This window comes from Janthinobacterium sp. SUN120 (assembly GCF_030397735.1).
Lineage (GTDB): Bacteria > Pseudomonadota > Gammaproteobacteria > Burkholderiales > Burkholderiaceae_D > Janthinobacterium > Janthinobacterium kumbetense.
Window position 1 is genome coordinate 1,196,553 of the sequence record NZ_JAPUBW010000001.1, and the last position, 17,695, is coordinate 1,214,247.

A 17,695-nucleotide genomic window follows, 5' to 3' on the forward strand; every position below is an offset into this window, starting at 1 on the left:
TTAAAAAGCAGGCGCGCCGAGATAATCTGGCGCTGAAAAAGAAAAACCCGCGCTACTTATTCAGCAGCGCGGGCTTCTATATTCTGGCGGAGCGGACGGGACTCGAACCCGCGACCCCCGACGTGACAGGCCGGTATTCTAACCAACTGAACTACCACTCCTTGAGAGCGTATTTTTTTGGCGGAGCGGACGGGACTCGAACCCGCGACCTCCGACGTGACAGGCCGGCATTCTAACCAACTGAACTACCACTCCGAAAAATACACAGTACTACTTGCATTTGTATCCAGGATCGCCATTCAAGAATGTCGATCCTGAAATCGCGGCACCCGGAGGCGCCGCCAAATGTTTCCGGTGATTGTCACCTCACCGAAGTCCGTTAGTTTACAGCATCCTTCAAAGCTTTACCAGCTTTAAATTTTGGAACTTTTGCTGCTTCGATCGTGATCGCTTCTTTGGTACGCGGATTGCGGCCGGTACGCTCAGCGCGTTCGCTGACCGAGAAAGTGCCAAAACCAACCAGCGTCACGCTGTCGTTGTTTTTCAAAGTTTCCGTCACGCCGCCGATAACAGCGTCGAGTGCGCGCGCAGCGGCGGCTTTGGAAATGTCAGCTTTTTCAGCAATGTGGTCGATCAATTCAGTCTTGTTCACTAGCATCCCCAATTACAAAGGTATAAAACGTTTACCGTATCGTTGCGGCACTTTTGGCACCACAGCTGTCCGGCGAAAAAAATGTGCAGGCGTATTAAACAAGCCACACTGTATATGTGTCAAGCGCTTTGGGGGCGCAATTCACGTTTCAATATAAAACAAGCGCTCTAAAAGCGCTTGTTTGGGGAAAACAGGGGTAAAACGTTAGTGTTTTACTACCTCACCGGCCGCGTCAGGCTTGGCCGCGGCAGCCGTGACAGCCTCCACCGCAGCGACGTCCGCCAACGCTTCAGGCATGCGTTCGAGGGCGATTTCCAGCACTTTGTCGATCCAGCGCACCGGCACGATCTCCAGTTTGTTCTTGACGTTGTCCGGAATATCGGCCAGGTCTTTCACGTTTTGCTCTGGAATCAGGACCGTCTTGATGCCGCCGCGATGGGCCGCCAGCAGCTTTTCCTTCAAGCCGCCGATCGGCAATACTTCGCCGCGCAAGGTGATCTCGCCCGTCATCGCCACGTCGGCGCGCACGGGAATGCCCGTGAAGACCGACACCATCGCCACCGTCATGGCCGCGCCAGCCGAAGGACCGTCCTTCGGTGTCGCGCCTTCCGGCACGTGGATGTGGATGTCGCTCTTCTCGAACACGTCCGCCTTGATGCCCAGGCGCTGTGCCCGGCTGCGCACCACCGTGCGGGCTGCCTCGATCGACTCTTTCATGACGTCGCCCAGGGTACCCGTGCGGATGATGCCGCCCTTGCCCGGCATCGACACGGCTTCGATGGTCAGCAGATCGCCGCCCACTTCCGTCCATGCCAGACCGACCACCTGGCCTACCTGGTTTTCTTTCTCTGCGACACCGAAATCATAGCGGCGCACGCCGAGGAATTTATCCAGGTTCTTCGAGTTGACGATGACTTTCTTGTCGGATTTCTTCAGCAGCAGCATCTTGACCACCTTGCGGCAGATCTTCGACACTTCCCGCTCAAGCGAACGCACACCGGCTTCCCGCGTGTAGTAGCGGATGATGTCGCGCAAGGCCGACTCGGCCACCGAGATTTCCTCTTCCTTCAAGCCATTGTTCTTGATCTGCTTCGGCAGCAGGTAACGCTGCGCGATGCTGGTCTTTTCATCTTCCGTGTAACCGGACAGACGGATCACTTCCATGCGGTCGAGCAAGGCTGGCGGAATGTTGTACGAGTTCGACGTGGCCACAAACATCACGTCGGACAAGTCGAAATCGACTTCGATGTAATGATCGGAGAACGTGTGGTTCTGTTCCGGGTCGAGCACTTCCAGCAGGGCCGACGACGGGTCGCCACGGAAATCGGCACCCATCTTGTCGACTTCATCGAGCAGGAACAAGGGATTGCGCACGCCGACTTTCGACAGCGATTGCAAGATCTTGCCCGGCATCGAGCCGATGTAGGTGCGGCGGTGACCGCGGATTTCCGCTTCGTCGCGCACGCCGCCCAGGGCCATGCGCACGAACTTGCGGTTCGTCGCGCGGGCGATGGACTGGCCCAGCGAGGTCTTGCCCACGCCCGGAGGACCGACGAAGCACAGGATAGGCGCCTTGAGCTTGTCGACGCGCTGTTGCACCGCGAGGTATTCCAGGATGCGTTCCTTGACCTTGTCGAGGCCGTAGTGGTCGCCCTCGAGCACTTTTTCAGCGTTCGCCAGGTCGTTATTGACCTTGGATTTCTTTTTCCAAGGCAAGTTGACCAGGGTGTCGATGTAATTGCGCACGACGGTGGCTTCGGCCGACATCGGCGACATCAGCTTGAGTTTTTTCAACTCGTTGGTAGCCTTGTCGAGCGCTTCCTTCGGCATTTTGGCCGAAGCGACTTTTTTCTCCAGCTCGTCGAGGTCGGCACCATCTTCGCCCTCGCCCAGTTCTTTCTGGATCGCCTTGACTTGCTCGTTCAGGTAGTACTCGCGCTGCGACTTTTCCATCTGGCGCTTCACGCGGCCGCGGATGCGCTTTTCCACCTGCAGGATGTCGAGTTCGCCTTCGAGCTGGCCCAGCAGGTGCTCGAGGCGCTTGGCCACGCTGAAAATTTCCAGGATGACTTGTTTTTGCTCAAGTTTCAGCGGCAGGTGCGCGGCCACCGTGTCGGCCAGGCGGCCGGCATCGTCGATGCCCGACAGGGAAGCGAGGATTTCCGGCGGGATTTTTTTGTTGAGTTTGACGTACTGGTCGAACTGCTGCACGATCGCGCGGCGCATGGCTTCGACTTCCGACTCGTCGCCCGGCTCGGACTCGAGCGGCGTCAGGTCGGCGATGAAGTGCGTCGGGGCATCGCTGATGTGGTTGATACGGGCACGCTGCGCGCCTTCGACCAGCACCTTGACGGTGCCATCGGGCAGCTTCAGCATTTGCAGAATATTGGCAACGCAGCCAATTTCATAGATATCCGAAGGAGACGGCTCGTCCTTCGCGGCTGCTTTTTGAGCGGCAAGCATGATGCTCTTGCCCTGCTCCATCGCAGCTTCCAGCGCCTTGATCGACTTTGGACGGCCAACGAACAGCGGTATCACCATATGCGGGAAAACGACGACATCCCGCAACGGCAATAACGGCAGTTGAGTTTGCTCAGTTAATTTGGAAGTTGTCATGGCGTACCTTATAGAAAGCGTGTTTACGATGTTGGCGCTCGCTGCCAAAACACAAGACCGGCGAGAATAAATAATTCTGTGAAACAAACATTTTTCTGTTTATTTCGCAAAACACACCCGCATGACGGTAATAAATGCAGTTTTCACAGTAAAAAAGCCACGCGCAGCTAAGCGCCGCGAGTGGCTTTCCGATTGAAGCCTGCACTCATTGATTTAAATTGTACTGCCATGCATTAAGGAATCAAAACCCTTTTTATGCATTTGTCTCGGCAGTTTTCAATTTTCTCCGGAGGCTTTGGCAGTCTCTTGATAAATCAACAAAGGTTTGGCGCCGCTGGTGATGGTATTTTCGTCGATGACGACTTTCACCACATTTTGTTCGCTCGGCAGTTCGTACATGACGTCCAGCAAAGCATGTTCCAGGATGGAACGCAGGCCACGGGCACCGGTCTTGCGCGCCAGCGCTTTCTTGGCGATTGCATGCAGGGCGGCCGGACGAATCTCCAGTTCCGCGCCTTCCATCTCGAGCAGCTTCGAATACTGCTTGATCAGCGCATTCTTCGGCTCGACGAGGATCTGGATCAGCGCCTCTTCCGTCAATTCCGCCAGGGTGGCGATGACGGGCAGACGGCCCACCAGTTCCGGGATCAGGCCGAACTTGACCAGGTCTTCCGGCTCCGCTTGCAGCATCAGTTCGCTGGCCGAGCTTTGCGACTTGCTGCGCACCGTAGCCGAGAAGCCGATGCCGCTCTTTTCGGAACGGTTGGCGATCACTTTCGACAGGCCGTCGAAGGCCCCGCCGCAGATGAACATGATGTTGGTCGTGTCGATCTGCACGAAATCCTGGTTCGGATGCTTGCGGCCGCCTTGTGGCGGTACGGAAGCCATCGTGCCTTCGATGAGTTTCAGCAAGGCTTGCTGCACGCCCTCGCCCGACACGTCGCGCGTGATGGACGGATTGTCGGACTTGCGCGAAATCTTGTCGATTTCATCGATATAGACGATGCCGCGCTGGGCTTTCTCGACGTCATAGTTGCAGCTTTGCAGCAGCTTCTGGATGATGTTTTCCACGTCTTCACCCACGTAACCGGCTTCGGTCAGGGTGGTGGCGTCGGCGATCACGAACGGCACGTTGAGCATGCGCGCCAGGGTCTGTGCCAGCAGGGTCTTGCCCGAGCCGGTAGGACCGACCAGCAAGATGTTGCTCTTGGCCAGTTCGATGTCGTCTTTCTTGCCCAGGTGCTTGAGGCGCTTGTAATGGTTGTACACCGCCACCGACAGGATGCGCTTGGCAGTCTGCTGGCCGATCACGTACTGATCGAGCAAGGCAGCAATTTCTTGCGGCGTCGGCAGGTCGGATTTGGTACCGGTCACCGTCTCGATGCTCGACGTTTCATCACGGATGATGTCGTTGCACAGGTCGATGCACTCGTCGCAAATGAATACGGACGGGCCGGCGATGAGTTTCTTCACCTCGTGCTGGCTTTTGCCGCAGAACGAGCAATACAGTAATTTTTCGCCGCTAGAGGATTTTTTGTCTGACATAAGGCATTTTGGTTGGAACTGCATTAACAATATTGCAAAATCGCAAGCCGGATGATGGTTGCCGCCCGTTAAGGCAACTCCCCATGGCGCAAGTCAACAACGTGCACAAGCTCCATGCTACCCGAAATAAAAGCGAAACGCCCGAACGTTTGAGCGCCCGGGCGTTTACTTACGTACTTAGCAATACCGGTAGGGGCTCATCAAGCGCGGCTGGTCAACACTTTGTCGATCAAACCATACTCAACGGCCTCGTCGGCGGACATGAAACGGTCGCGGTCGGTGTCCTTGGCGATCTGTTCGATCGTCTGGCCCGTGCGCTCGGCCATGATGCCGTTCAAGCGGGTGCGCAGGTAAAGGATTTCCTTTGCCTGGATCTCGATGTCGGACGCCATGCCTTGCGAACCACCGGACGGCTGGTGAATCATGATGCGCGAGTTCGGCAGCGAGAAACGCTTGCCCTTGGCGCCAGCGGCCAGCAGGAAAGCGCCCATCGAAGCAGCCATGCCCGTACACAGGGTCGATACGTCCGGCTTGATGAACTGCATGGTGTCGTAGATGGCCATGCCGGCCGAGACCGAACCACCTGGCGAGTTGATGTAGAGCGAGATTTCCTTTTCCGGATTTTCGCTTTCCAGGAACAGCAGCTGGGCGACAACCAGGTTGGCCATCTGGTCATTGACCGGGCCGACCATGAAAATCAAGCGTTCCTTCAGCAGGCGCGAGTAAATATCATACGAGCGCTCGCCGCGACCGCTTTGTTCCACCACCATCGGCACCAGGCCGAGCATCTCTGTGTCCAGCGCTGGGTTACGGTTCATACCTGTCATTTCATTTCCTTGTGAAGCAGTTAGGGGAGACGCCGCTTCCCTTGCAGCAAGAGGCGGCATCCCAATACCAACTGGTTTACGCTTGTGCGTTGCTTCCCATCAGTTCGTCGAAAGCAACTGCTTTCGTCGTGACTTTCGACAGGCCCAACACGTAAGTGACGACGTTTTCTTCCAATACAAGGGCTTCGATCTCACCCAGACGACGACGGTCGCTGTAGTAGTACTTCAGCACTTCGCGTGGATCTTCGTAGCTTTGAGCGAAATCTTCGATTTGCGCCTTGACTTGCTCAGGCGTAGCCTGCAGCTTGTTGTCGCCCACCAGTTGCGACAGGATCAGGCCCAGGCGTACGCGACGCTCGGCTTTGTCTGCGAACAGTTCTGCTGGGAAAGGCACGTCCTTGACGTTCATGCCGCGCTGCGCCATGTCCTGGCGGGTCATTTCAGCCAGGCGCTCGGAATCCTGAGCGATCAGCGTTTTTGGCACTTCCAGCTCAGCAACTTTGATCAGCGCGTCCATGACGGCTTCCTTGTTGCGTGCTTTCACGCGGCCAGCGACTTCGCGCTGCAGGTTGACTTTGATGTCTTCGCGCATTTTGGCCAGGTCGCCATCGGCAACGCCCAGCGATTTGGCGAATTCAGCATCGACTTCCGGCAGGTGCGCCCATTCCAGCTTTTGCAGGGTGATGGTGAACGAAGCGGTTTTGCCGGCTACGTCTTTACCGTGGTAGTCCTCAGGGAACGACAATGGGAAAGTCTTCGACTCGCCCACTTTCAGGCCCAGGGTTGCTGCTTCGAATTCTGGCAGCATGCGGCCTTCGCCCAGCACGAAAGCGTAGCCTTCAGCTTTGCCGCCTGGGAATTCAACGCCGTCGATCGAGCCGACGAAGTCGACGGTCACGCGGTCGCCGTTGGCAGCGATCGGCTCACCGCCGTCGCCGTGTTCGCCAGCTTCGCCCTTGGTGTGGAAGTGCACGCGCTGCTTGCGCAGGATGTCGATGGTCTTGTCGATTTCGGCTTCCGACACGTCGGCTTGCACGGTTTCGATTTCAACGGCCGTCAGGTCGCCGATGGCGACTTCCGGATACACTTCGAACGTTGCGTCGAAAGCCAGCTGGCCTTCGGCTGCTTCTTCTTTCGGCACGATGTTCGGGAAACCGGCCACGCGCAGATTGTTTTCGTTGGCGGCGTCGTTGAACGCGCGGCCGACTTTGTCATTCAGCACTTCGGATTCAATTTGGTAGCCGTATTGTGCTGCGACCATTTTCAACGGCACTTTGCCCGGACGGAAGCCCGGTGCCTTAGCCGTACGGGCTTGCACTTTCAGGCGCTTCTCAACTTCCGTGCGGACGTCCGTCAGCGGGAAGGAGATCGTGATACGACGTTCGAGTTTGCCCAAGGTTTCGACTGCAGTTGCCATGTAAAAAATCGTCCAAAAAATAAACACTGTTGGTGCGAGAAAAGAAGACCCGACCCCTTGCGCCATCACTGGCGGCAAGACATGGGTCCAGCTTCACTCGCTCGCATATATCATCTGTAAAAGTACTGCAAACAGGACAATGGACCTGGTCTACCCGGCAGTGGGAAAACCCGCACCAGGCACCAAACAATCCGCCGCTTCCAGTACTGCGACAGGGCTCCGAGCGTCCAGCCTTGCTTCTAAGTAAATGCAGGGCCGGCCATCATTCGGTAAAGCGTGGCATTATAACAAAGGACTTCGGGAAAGTGGCTGGCTTTGCAGCGCGGCCACAGAGGATACCAGCGGCGGCGAACGAGTCGCCACAGCCTGGGGGTGCCCTGTCTTTACTCTTGCCCCGGCATTCTTTGTTTCGCCAGAGACAGGCTTTCCAGCCTGCTTCGTTCATTAGTATATGCGAACTGGCGCCCCGTCCGAAACAAAGAAATGCGCTCATAGCGAAGATTTCGGGCAAAAAACCTTTGATTTATCTCAATTTGGCCATTTTTCAGGCAAATCGCCGCCCATACCCCGTCCTATCCTGCCGTGCCGGACGAAAAATAGCGCGATGGAAGACGCATCCCATGACGAAAACACGGGAAGAACGGGAAGAAAAACCGGAAGATGCCTGAACGAGGCTGAAGAACAACTTGATGGTGCTGCACGTCCGGGCTGGAACAACCCGGATTGGTGCGGATGGGGAGACTCGAACTCCCAAGCCGAAGCACTGGCTTCTAAGACCAGCGTGTCTACCAATTCCACCACATCCGCATTTTTTCACTACCAGCAACAGACTGCCGCCGCGCAGACTGTCGTCTGCGCCTCCCTGATTTTAACAACTCGGGAGCGATCTGGCTACCGCAGACTCAACGAGCAAGCCCTCGGTAAAGCAAAGGCGGCATTCTACTGGATTTCCCAGAGGAATGCCGCCTTTTTTTGCCTATGCCCTGGCGCTGGCTGCTAGCCTTCTTTTGCGGTCGCCGGCGCCGGCTTCTTGACCCGGAACCAGGCCGCATACAGGGCCGGCAGGAACAGCAGGGTCAAGGCCGTCGCCAGGATCAGGCCGCCCATGATGGCGACCGCCATCGGCCCCCAGAACACGGAGCGCGACAACGGAATCATGGCCAGCGCGGCGGCGGCGGCCGTCAGCACGATGGGACGGCAGCGGCGCACGGCCGAGTCGATGATGGCATCCCATGGGGCCGAGCCATCGCGGATGTCTTGCTCGATCTGGTCGACAAGGATCACCGAGTTGCGGATGATCATGCCGAACAGCGCGATGACGCCCAGATTGGCCACGAAGCCCAGCGGACGGTGCAGCAGCAGCAAGGCAAACGCGGCGCCCGCCACGCCCAGCGGCCCCGTCAGGAAGACCAGCAGGGAACGCGAGAAACTGTGCAACTGCAGCATCAGCAAGGTGAAGATGATGAAGATGGCCAACGGCAAGTTCGCCGAAATCGACGCTTCCGCTTCGCCGCTGTCGGCCGCCACGCCCTTCACATTGATGCGGTAGCCGGCCGGCAACTTGGCCCGCAAGGCGTCCAGCTGCGGCGCCAGCTGCGTCGATACGGTGGCGCCCTGGATGCCGTCGATCACATCCGACTGCACCGTAATAGCCCATTCGCGCTTGTCGCGCCAGACGACACCCGGTTCCCACACGAAATGCGCGCGGGCCAGTTGCGAGATGGGCACGGACTTGCCCGTCGCCGTAGGAATATTCGTGTCATTCAACACGGAAATCGTCGCCCGCTCTTCCAGTGGCTGGCGCACCTGGATATCGATCAGCTTATTGTCTTCGCGGAACTGGCCGATGACCGTGCCCGACAGGATCGTATTGGCCGCCTGCATCACCGTTTTCGACGTGACGCCCAGCGCGCGCATCTTGTCCTGGTCCAGGTCCAGGCGCAATACTTTCACCGATTCATTCCAGTTGTCGTTCACGCCCAGGGTGTTCGGATTGGCGCGCATGATGTCCTTGACCTGGTCGGCGATGGCGCGCACACCGGCCACTTCCGGTCCCGTGACGCGAAATTGCACGGGATACGGTACCGGCGGTCCGTTCGGCAACAGTTTTACGCGGCCCCGCACTTCCGGGAAATCTTTCTTGAAGACATCGACGATTTGCTGGCGCAAGCGTTCGCGGTCGGCCAGGCTCTTCGGCAAGACCACCACTTGCGACACGTTGGTCTGCGGGAAGATCTGGTCCAGCGGCAAGTAGAAACGGGGGCTGCCCGTGCCGACATAGCTGGTAACGCTTTCCACGCCGTCGAGCTTGCCCACGAAGGCTTCGAATTTCTTCACCTGCTTTTCATTCGCGGCAAATGTCGTGCCTTCCGGCGACCACAGCTCCACCATCAGTTCGGGACGGCTGGAATCGGGGAAGAATTGCTTTTCAATAAAGTTAAAGCCGTAAATGCCCAGCGCAAAGATGGCCAGGGTGGCGGTGATCGTCGTCTTGCGCCATTCCACGCACCAGGTGACGGCGCGGCGGAAGCGGCGGAAGTTCGGCGTATCGAACAATTCATGGTCGTTATGCGCGTGCGGTTTGACTTTCAGCAAGACATAGCCGATGTAGGGCGTGAAGACGACGGCCACCACCCACGAAATGATCAGGGCCAGCGCATTGACAGAGAACAAGGAGAACGTGTATTCGCCGGCGGCGGACTTGGCCAGGCCGATGGGCAAGAAGCCCGCCACCGTGATCAGGGTACCCGTCAGCATGGGCATGGCCGTCGACGTGTAGGCGAAGGTGGCCGCGTCGAAGCGCGACATACCCTCTTCCATCTTGCGCACCATCATCTCGACGGCGATGATGGCGTCATCGACCAGCAAGCCCAGCGCGATGATCAGGGCGCCCAGCGAAATCTTGTGCAAGTCGATGTCGAGCAGGCGCATGAACAGGAAGGTAACGGCCAGCACCAGCGGGATGGTCAGCGCCACCACCAGGCCGGGACGCACGTCGATGCGCAACGGTTTCGTGTGCAAGCCCAGCGCGACAAAGCTGACGGCCAGCACGATCAAAATCGCTTCGACCAGGGTGTGCACGAATTCGCCCACGGAGGCGGACACGGCTTCCGGCTGGTTCGACACGCGCTGCAGTTCTATGCCGACCGGCAACTCGCTCTTCATGCGCGTGACCGTTGCCTGCAAGGCCTTGCCCATGTCGATGATATTGCCGCCCTTTTCCATCGACACGCCCAGGCCGATCACTTCCTTGCCGTTGAAACGCATCTTGTCCTTCGGCGGATCGATGAGTTCACGTTTCACGGTAGCAAAATCACCGAGGCGGAAGGTGGTGCCGTTGGCGCGCAGTTCCAGGTTTTCCAGGTCCTTGACGGTCAGCATGGCGCCCGTCACGCGCACTTGCAGATTGTCCGTCGGCGTCACCAGCACGCCCGTGGCGTTGATGCTGTTTTGCGCGGACAGTTGCTGCACGATGGCGTCGAAAGGAATGCCCAGCTGGGCAAATTTCTTGTGAGAAAAGACGATATTGATCTTTTCATCTTGCACGCCGAACAGTTCCACCTTCGATACCTGTCCCACGGCCAGCAGTTCCTGGCGCACCTTGTCCGCGTAATCCTTCATTTCCGCGTACGTAAAACCGTCGCCGGACAGGGCGAAGATGGAGCCATACGTATCGCCGAACTCGTCATTGAAGAACGGGCCCACGACGCCGGCCGGCAAGGTGCCCTGGATGTCGCCGATCTTCTTGCGCACCTGGTACCAGGCGGCGGCCGTTTCCTTGGGCGGCGCCGATTCGCGCAGTTCCAGCAGGATCAGGGTTTCGCCCGGCTTCGAATAGCTGGTGATTTCGTCGATGTACGGCGTTTCCTGCAGTTTCTTTTCCAGCTTGTCCGTCACCTGCTCGGCCATCTGCAAGGCCGTGGCGCCGGGCCAGTACGCTTGCAGCACCATGGCGCGGAAAGTAAACGGAGGATCTTCATCCTGGCCCAGGCTGGCGTAGCTGAGCATGCCGCCGATCAGCAGCACGGCCATCAGATAACGCGTCAGCGGGATGTGTTCGAGCGCCCAGCGCGACAGATTGAAGCCGCCCTTCATTTGGCCGCACCCACGCTGACGGCGGCGGTACCGGCGGCTGGCTTGCTGGCCAGTTCGGCGCCGAGGATGGTCACTTTCTGGCCCGGCTTGAGCAGGTTGACACCGGCCGTGACCACGGTCTGGCCCGCTTTCACGCCCGAAGTCAGCAGCAGCTCATTGCCCGCCACGCCGCCCACCGTCACCGGCACCAGCTTCACGGCGCCGTTTTCCACCACCCACACGGAACTTTGCGATTTCTCATTGAACAGGGCCGTCAGCGGCACCTTGATCTGCGGCGTGGCCGTTTGCGAGGCGAACTGCACCACGGCCGTCATGCCCAGCCGCGCCTGCGGCGCGTCCGGGATGCTGACCTTGGCGATATAGGTGCGCGTGGCGGCATCGGCCACGGGCGACACTTCGCGTATCTTGCCCGGCAAGCCCTGCTTCGGGTCGGCCCACAGGCGCACCACCACATCCTTGACGCCGCGCAAGGTCTCGACCTTGTCTTCAGGAATGCCGATCACGACTTCCTTCTCGCCGCTCTTCGCCACTTGCACGACGGGCGCGCCGGGCGCCACCACCTGCCCCACTTCGGCCTCGATGCGCGTGACGACGCCATCGACGTCGGCCAGCAAGCTGGCATAGCCGGACTGGTTCGCCTGGCCACGGTACAGGGCCTGGGCCGCTTCCACGTTCGCCTGCGCCGCCTTGTAGGTGGCGTCCTTGCCGTCAAGCACGGCCTGGCTGACGAAATTTTTCTCGCGCAAATCCTGGTAGCGCTTCAATTCCGCGCGCGCCAGGTCGCGGCTCGTTTCCGCGCTGACGAGCGAAGCCTTGGCCTGCGCCTGCGACAGCTGCAAATCGGCAGGGTCGAGCTGCATCAGCACTTGCCCCTTCCTGACGCTGGCGCCCACGTCCACCTTGCGCGCGACGATCTTGCCGCCCACGCGGAAGCCCAGCTGCGATACGACACGGGGCACGACCTCGCCCGACAGCTCGGCACTCACGTCAACATTACTGCTAGACAATACGATCGCGCGCACGGGGCGCACGTCTTCCACTTTGACGGCAGGCTTGGAACAAGCCGCCAGGGTCAGCGCCAGGGCGGCGGCGGCAATCAGCCGCAGGGCGGGAAGTGCGGGAGCGCCGGTCTCGCGGCGCAGGGTTTTCAGGGCAAACAAGGTATTTTCCTTTACTATGCGGGCTGCAATATTTTTATGCGGAGAAACTTTTTGCTTGTCCTGTGGGCCAAGCCAAACTTTTTCGCACGCGATATCCTTAAATTTGTGACAATATCAGCTTGGTCATCGCGGGGAGCGATTTTCCCCTAATGACTTTCTGGTTATTAATTATAATCGTGCGTAAAAGTTTTTAGTGACTTTTGCGTCATTAATCTTGAGACGTACAACGTCCGACCCCATTCCAGCGTGTGAGGGTGCCGGACAAACGCAAGACTAGAGAAGTGTGTTCATGCCTGTAGACCATTACGAAAATTTTCCTGTTGCATCATTTTTACTGCCGCGCCGCCTGGTGCCCGCCGTCGAAGCCATCTATGCCTTCGCCCGCAGCGCCGACGACCTGGCCGATGAGGGCGACGCCACGCCGGCCGAGCGCCTGGCGGCCCTGCACGCCTATGAAGAAGCACTGGGCCGCATGGACCGCCACGAAGGCCATGCCGGCGAGAACGCCGCCATGTTCGAGCGCCTGGCCGCCGTCATCGCCAAACACCAGCTGCCGCTGAAGCCGTTCTACGATCTGCTGTCGGCATTTAAACAGGATGTGGAAACGACGCGCTACGCCAGTTATGACGATGTGCTCGATTACTGCGCCCGCTCGGCCAACCCCGTGGGGCTGCTGATGCTGCACCTGTATGGCGCGGCCGATGAACAGAATGTACGCGATTCCGATGCGATATGTTCAGCTTTGCAACTAATTAATTTCTTGCAAGACGTTGCCATCGACCAGCAAAAAGAGCGCATCTACCTGCCGATGGAAGACTTGAGCCGCTTTGCCGTCTCCGCCGCCGCCTTCGAGCGGCCCGAGGCACACGGCAAGTGGAGCGCCCTGATGCGCTTCGAAGTGGCCCGCACGCGCGCCCTGATGCTGTCCGGCGCGCCGCTGGCCCTGCGCTTGCGCGGGCGCATCGGCTGGGAATTGCGCCTGGTGGTGCAAGGCGGCTTGCGCATCCTCGAATGCATCGAAGCCGTCAATTACGACGTGTTCCGCCGCCGTCCCAAGCTGGAGAAACGCGACTGGCTGATCATTTTCTGGCGCGCCCTGCGCATGTCGCGCAAAAGCTTGCATCAAGAGACACAAGTAAAAACGGCTTTTCCCCCGTCGCCCACTCTGTAAGACGATAGAATAGCGGCTTCGATCTGCAACCCTTGCTCTTTTGACTATGTCTCCCGACGAATACTGCCAACAAAAGGCCGCCCAGAGCGGCTCCAGCTTCTACTACAGCTTCCTGTTCCTGCCCGCCGAGCGCCGCAAGGCCATCACGGCCCTGTACGCCTTCTGCCGCGAAGTCGATGACACGGTCGATGAATGCACGGACGAAGCCGTGGCACGCACCAAGCTGGTCTGGTGGCGCAAGGAAGTCAAGGCCATGTACGAGGGCATCCCCACGCATCCCGTGATGCGCGCGCTGGAACCGCATCTGGCCGTGTATCAACTGGAAGAAAAGCATTTGCAGGCCATCATCGACGGCATGGAAATGGACTTGAACCAGACCCGCTACCTCGATTACCAGGCCATGAGCCGCTATTGCTGGCATGTGGCCAGCGTGGTGGGTATCTTGTCAGCCAGCATCTTTGGCGCGACCCGCCCGGAAACCCTGCTGTACGCGGAAAAACTGGGCCACGCCTTCCAGCTGACCAACATCATCCGCGACGTGGGCGAAGATGCGCGCAAGGGGCGCATCTATCTGCCGATCAGCGAATTGCAGCAATTCAATGTGACGGCGGCCGACTTGCTGAACGCGCGCCACAGCGAAAACTTTGAAAACCTCATGCGTTTCCAGGTGGCGCGCGCGCAAAAGGCGTATGACGAAGCCTTCGCGCTGTTGCCGGCCGAGGATCGCCGCGCCCAGCGTCCGGGGCTGATCATGGCCGCCATCTACCGCACCCTGCTCAACGAAGTCGAGCGCGACGGCTACCACGTGCTGAAACAGCGCATCTCGCTCACGCCGATCCGCAAACTGTGGCTGGCCTGGAAGACCTGGGTTCGTGGCTAAGCCTATCGTGAAGCAACGCTACGCCGTCATCGGCGCCGGCTGGGCCGGTTGCGCGGCGGCCATGGAACTGGCGCGTGCCGGTCACCCGGTGACCGTATTCGAGGCGGCGCGCACCTTGGGCGGACGCGCGCGCCGCGTCGAGAGAGAGAATACCGTGCTCGACAACGGCCAGCATATCTTGCTGGGCGCCTACACGGAAACCTTGCGCCTGATCAAGCTGGCGGGGCAAGACCCGGACGAACTGATCCTCACGCTGCCCCTGCAGATGCGCTATCCGGCCGGCTCCGGGGGCATGGATTTCATCGCGCCCCGCCTGCCCGCGCCGCTGCACCTGGTCTGGGCCCTGCTGCGCGCCACGGGATTATTGCGCGCCGACAAACTGGCCCTGATGCGCTTTTCCACCGCCATGCGGACGATGGGTTGGCAACTGTACAACGATTGCACGGTCAGCGAATTGCTGCAGCGCTTCGACCAGACGGACCGACTGAACCGGCTGATGTGGCACCCGCTGTGCCTGGCCGCCCTGAATACCCCGCCCGAGCGCGCCTCGGCCCGCGTCTTCCTCAACGTGCTGCGCGACAGCCTGGGCGCCAGCCGCCGCCGCGCCTCCGACATGCTGGTCCCGAAGGCGGACCTGAGCAGTGTCTTGCCCGACGCGGCCGCCCGCTATGTGGAACAACATGGCGGCGCAGTGCGCACGGGCGCCAAGGTGGCCGCCCTGCAGGCGCTGCCCGACGGCCGCTGGCGACTCGATGACGGCGTCGACGATGGAGAAATCTTTGACGGCGTCATCGTCGCCACCTCGTCCGTGCAAGCGGCCGGCCTGCTGCAAGGCTTGCAGGACGCGCGCCTCGATGACGTTATTACCAAAATGCAAGCCTTCACGCCGGAAGCGATCAGCACCTGCTACCTGCAATACGACGCCTCGGTGCGCCTGGACTTGCCGTTCTACGCCCTCGTCGATACGCCGGCGAACCGGCACTGGGGCCAGTTCGTCTTCGACCGGGGCCAGCTCGACAGCAAACAGGCCGGCTTGCTGGCCGTCGTCATCAGCGCCTCCGGCCCTGCCGCCGAGCAAGGCCACGGGCCGCTGGCGCAAGCCATCGCGGCGCAGCTGGCGCAGGTGTTGCAGCGCCCTGCCCTGGCCCAGCCCCTGTGGACCCAGCTGATCACGGAAAAGCGCGCCACGTTCGCCTGCACGCCGGACCTGGCGCGCCCCGGCAACGCCAGCGGCGTGCCGGGCCTGCTGCTGGCCGGCGACTACACGGCGAATGACGACCGCACGCAAGACTATCCGGCCACCATCGAGGCGGCCGTGCGCAGCGGCGTGGCGGCGGCCAAGGTCGTCACCACGGGCAAGGCGGCAAAGTAGACTTGACGGTGCATCCTCCCCTGGCGTCGCTCGCCCCCGCGAAATTGCATTCTGTCGCACCGCGCTGGTGCGCTCGCGTGCGCTTGGGTACAGTCTGATCATCGACAACGGCCATGCCACGGGGAATACCATGCACACCACCTTGCACTTGAAAAACAGCTTGAAAGCCCTGGCGCTGCTGGCGGGTGTGGTGCTGGCCACCTTGATCGTCATGCAGGTACAGCAGGCGCCACAGGCACCGTTGCTGCTGAGCCAGGCAAGCATGTTGCTGCCGGCCATGGGCTGAAGCGGCGGACAGGAAGAATATGATGAACAAGCAAGATTATCTCGACGCGCTGCGGCGCGCACTGGCAGGCTTGCCACCGGACCTGGTGGCCAAGACCCTCGATTATTACGAACAGACCTTCATCGAAGGCGCTGCGGCCGGCCGCAGCGAGCACGAAATCGCCGATGACCTGGGCGACCCGAAAAAAATCGCCCTCACCTTGCGCAGCAGCACCCATCGCCAGGCTTTCGAGCAAAAGAAAACGCCCGTCAACCTGCTGCGCCTGCTTGTCTCGCTGGTGGGCCTGGCCATCTTCAACCTGTTCATGGTCGTGCCTGCCGCCGTCTACGCGGCCCTGCTGGCCACCCTGTACGCCGTCGGCCTGAGCTTTTACCTGGCCGGCATCGCCATCACGGCCAGCGGCTTGTCCGGCGCCAACGAACTGGTGCTCGACGGCCCCCTGCGCCACGTCTTCATCCATGACGATGACGGCGGCGAAGGCGGCGAACGGCGCGAAACGCGCATCACCATCGGCGACACGGGCATCGAAGTCGACCACGTGCCCGGCCCCGTCAAAGCCGAGTCCGCACCCGAGGCACCGGGCGCCTCGTCGCGCATGATGGAACGGGCCGAAGCGCTGGCCGGCGGCGGCATCCGCATCTCCACCGACATGGACCGCGATGCGCGCACCACGCAAACCGTGTTCGGCGTGGGCATGCTGCTCGGCGGCATCGCCATCTTCCTGCTCAGTCTGGTCGTAACGCGCTATACCTTGATCGGCATCAAGCGCTACGTTGCCATGAATGTTTCCCTGCTCAAAGGTCACTAGAAAGGCTGCCATGAAACGCTTGCTCAAAGTTGGCCTGTCCATGCTCTTGCTGGCACTGGTCCTGATCGCCATGTCGTATGCGGCGCTGCGCGCCAAGGGAATCAGCAATCCCAGCAGCGCTGCCGGCCGCGCCGTGCGCAGCGAAACGCGCCCGATTTCCGCCGACATCACCAGCATCGACCTGGCCGGCCCCATCGATCTGGTGCTGCGCCGTGGCGCCACGCCATCGCTGAAGGTCAGCGGCGAACAGCGTTTGCTGTCGAACGTCGACACCACGCAGGATGGCACGACCGTGCATATCGGCCCGAAAGGCATGCTGTTCCACCATCGCCAGCCGCTGCAGGTGGAACTGGTGCTGCCGGCCCTCGTGCGCGTTGAAGTGCACGGCAATGGCGACAGCAAGATCACGGGCTTTTCCGGCGACAGTTTCATCCTGGAATTGACGGGTTCCGGCGACGTCAGTTTCACGGGACGCTACAAGCAGGTACAAGCCACCGTCAACGGCAGTGGCGACCTCGACATCAATGCCGGCAACAGCGACAGCGTGGTGCTGGAAATGGTGGGCTCCGGGCGCATCGCCGCCAGCGGCAACACGAAATTCCTGCGCGCCGACCTCAGCGGTTCAGGCGACATCGATGCCGAGCACCTGGCCGCCGACAAGGCCAGCGTCAGCCTGCAAGGCTCGGGCACGAGCACCGTCTTCGTGCGCGACGCCGCCAACCTGACCGTGCGCGGCAGTGGCGACATCCACGTCCACGGCAACCCGCGCCAGCGCGAGACGCAGAAGAGCGGCTCGGGCGACATCATCTGGCACTGATGAGGACAACCGCTCACAATCGACTGCGCGGCGCGATTTGCAGCTGGCG

13 protein-coding genes and 3 tRNA genes are annotated in these 17,695 nt (G+C 60.1%); 6 read left to right on the top strand and 10 right to left on the bottom strand.

Annotated elements, in window-relative coordinates:
- Positions 1-84: 84 nt before the first annotated feature.
- The 10 genes from O0879_RS05330 to O0879_RS05375 form a co-directional block, all read right to left on the bottom strand.
- Positions 85-161 (bottom strand) — tRNA-Asp (locus O0879_RS05330).
- A 17-nt stretch (positions 162-178) separates the two neighbouring features.
- A tRNA-Asp gene (locus O0879_RS05335) sits at positions 179-255 on the bottom strand.
- 124 nt (positions 256-379) lie between these two features.
- Positions 380-652, bottom strand: a complete 273-nt coding sequence (locus O0879_RS05340) for an HU family DNA-binding protein (RefSeq protein WP_010398442.1) — start codon at positions 650-652, stop codon at positions 380-382.
- Positions 653-856: 204 nt separating this feature from the next.
- Positions 857-3,268, bottom strand: a complete 2,412-nt coding sequence (lon, locus tag O0879_RS05345) for an endopeptidase La (RefSeq protein WP_034787304.1) — start codon at positions 3,266-3,268, stop codon at positions 857-859.
- A 276-nt stretch (positions 3,269-3,544) separates the two neighbouring features.
- The gene (gene clpX, locus O0879_RS05350) at positions 3,545-4,813 is read right to left on the bottom strand and encodes an ATP-dependent Clp protease ATP-binding subunit ClpX (RefSeq protein ID WP_010398446.1); all 1,269 of its coding nucleotides are present in this window, start codon (positions 4,811-4,813) and stop codon (positions 3,545-3,547) included.
- 200 nt (positions 4,814-5,013) lie between these two features.
- Positions 5,014-5,640: an ATP-dependent Clp endopeptidase proteolytic subunit ClpP gene (gene clpP, locus O0879_RS05355; RefSeq protein ID WP_034787300.1), complete on the bottom strand. Its 627-nt coding sequence runs from the start codon at positions 5,638-5,640 to the stop codon at positions 5,014-5,016.
- Positions 5,641-5,716: 76 nt separating this feature from the next.
- Complete coding sequence (gene tig / locus O0879_RS05360) at positions 5,717-7,057, bottom strand: trigger factor (protein ID WP_077409110.1); 1,341 nt, start codon at positions 7,055-7,057, stop codon at positions 5,717-5,719.
- Positions 7,058-7,781: 724 nt separating this feature from the next.
- A tRNA-Leu gene (locus tag O0879_RS05365) sits at positions 7,782-7,864 on the bottom strand.
- Between the two features lie 189 nt (positions 7,865-8,053).
- Positions 8,054-11,152 (bottom strand): efflux RND transporter permease subunit, encoded by a 3,099-nt coding sequence (locus tag O0879_RS05370; RefSeq protein ID WP_289915165.1) that lies wholly within the window; start codon positions 11,150-11,152, stop codon positions 8,054-8,056.
- Positions 11,149-12,312: an efflux RND transporter periplasmic adaptor subunit gene (locus tag O0879_RS05375; protein WP_289915167.1), complete on the bottom strand. Its 1,164-nt coding sequence runs from the start codon at positions 12,310-12,312 to the stop codon at positions 11,149-11,151. Before O0879_RS05375 ends, O0879_RS05370 begins: the two co-directional genes overlap by 4 nt.
- 289 nt (positions 12,313-12,601) lie before the next feature.
- On the opposite strand from O0879_RS05375, the gene hpnC reads away from it, so the two are divergent.
- The 6 genes from hpnC to O0879_RS05405 all read left to right on the top strand — a co-directional run bounded on the left by hpnC (position 12,602) and on the right by O0879_RS05405 (position 17,646).
- Positions 12,602-13,483: a squalene synthase HpnC gene (gene hpnC / locus O0879_RS05380; protein ID WP_099664145.1), complete on the top strand. Its 882-nt coding sequence runs from the start codon at positions 12,602-12,604 to the stop codon at positions 13,481-13,483.
- A gap of 46 nt (positions 13,484-13,529) precedes the next feature.
- Positions 13,530-14,363, top strand: a complete 834-nt coding sequence (gene hpnD, locus O0879_RS05385) for a presqualene diphosphate synthase HpnD (RefSeq protein WP_077403957.1) — start codon at positions 13,530-13,532, stop codon at positions 14,361-14,363.
- On the top strand, positions 14,356-15,735 hold the full coding sequence (gene hpnE, locus O0879_RS05390) for a hydroxysqualene dehydroxylase HpnE (protein WP_289915169.1): 1,380 nt from the start codon (positions 14,356-14,358) through the stop codon (positions 15,733-15,735). The genes hpnD and hpnE overlap by 8 nt, the downstream gene beginning before the upstream one ends.
- A 130-nt stretch (positions 15,736-15,865) precedes the next feature.
- The gene (locus O0879_RS05395) at positions 15,866-16,021 is read left to right on the top strand and encodes a hypothetical protein (RefSeq protein WP_171985016.1); all 156 of its coding nucleotides are present in this window, start codon (positions 15,866-15,868) and stop codon (positions 16,019-16,021) included.
- Positions 16,022-16,040: 19 nt separating this feature from the next.
- Positions 16,041-16,829, top strand: coding sequence for a DUF1700 domain-containing protein (locus tag O0879_RS05400; protein WP_251348914.1), 789 nt, complete (start codon positions 16,041-16,043; stop codon positions 16,827-16,829).
- 10 nt (positions 16,830-16,839) lie between these two features.
- Positions 16,840-17,646 carry a head GIN domain-containing protein gene (locus O0879_RS05405; RefSeq protein ID WP_289905143.1) on the top strand — a complete coding sequence of 269 codons (807 nt, stop codon included), beginning with the start codon at positions 16,840-16,842 and terminating at the stop codon, positions 17,644-17,646.
- The last annotated feature ends 49 nt before the right edge of the window (positions 17,647-17,695 follow it).

Excerpts from the sequence above, each read along its gene's own strand:
- O0879_RS05405 (WP_289905143.1), top strand. The coding sequence starts at position 16,840 with ATGAAACGCTTGCTCAAAGTTGGCCTGTCCATGCTCTTGCTGGCACTG.
- O0879_RS05370 (WP_289915165.1), bottom strand. The coding sequence starts at position 11,152 with ATGAAGGGCGGCTTCAATCTGTCGCGCTGGGCGCTCGAACACATCCCG.
- clpP (WP_034787300.1), bottom strand. The coding sequence starts at position 5,640 with ATGACAGGTATGAACCGTAACCCAGCGCTGGACACAGAGATGCTCGGC.
- hpnC (WP_099664145.1), top strand. The coding sequence starts at position 12,602 with ATGCCTGTAGACCATTACGAAAATTTTCCTGTTGCATCATTTTTACTG.
- O0879_RS05395 (WP_171985016.1), top strand. The coding sequence starts at position 15,866 with ATGCACACCACCTTGCACTTGAAAAACAGCTTGAAAGCCCTGGCGCTG.
- tig (WP_077409110.1), bottom strand. The coding sequence starts at position 7,057 with ATGGCAACTGCAGTCGAAACCTTGGGCAAACTCGAACGTCGTATCACG.
- clpX (WP_010398446.1), bottom strand. The coding sequence starts at position 4,813 with ATGTCAGACAAAAAATCCTCTAGCGGCGAAAAATTACTGTATTGCTCG.
- O0879_RS05400 (WP_251348914.1), top strand. The coding sequence starts at position 16,041 with ATGATGAACAAGCAAGATTATCTCGACGCGCTGCGGCGCGCACTGGCA.
- lon (WP_034787304.1), bottom strand. The coding sequence starts at position 3,268 with ATGACAACTTCCAAATTAACTGAGCAAACTCAACTGCCGTTATTGCCG.
- hpnD (WP_077403957.1), top strand. The coding sequence starts at position 13,530 with ATGTCTCCCGACGAATACTGCCAACAAAAGGCCGCCCAGAGCGGCTCC.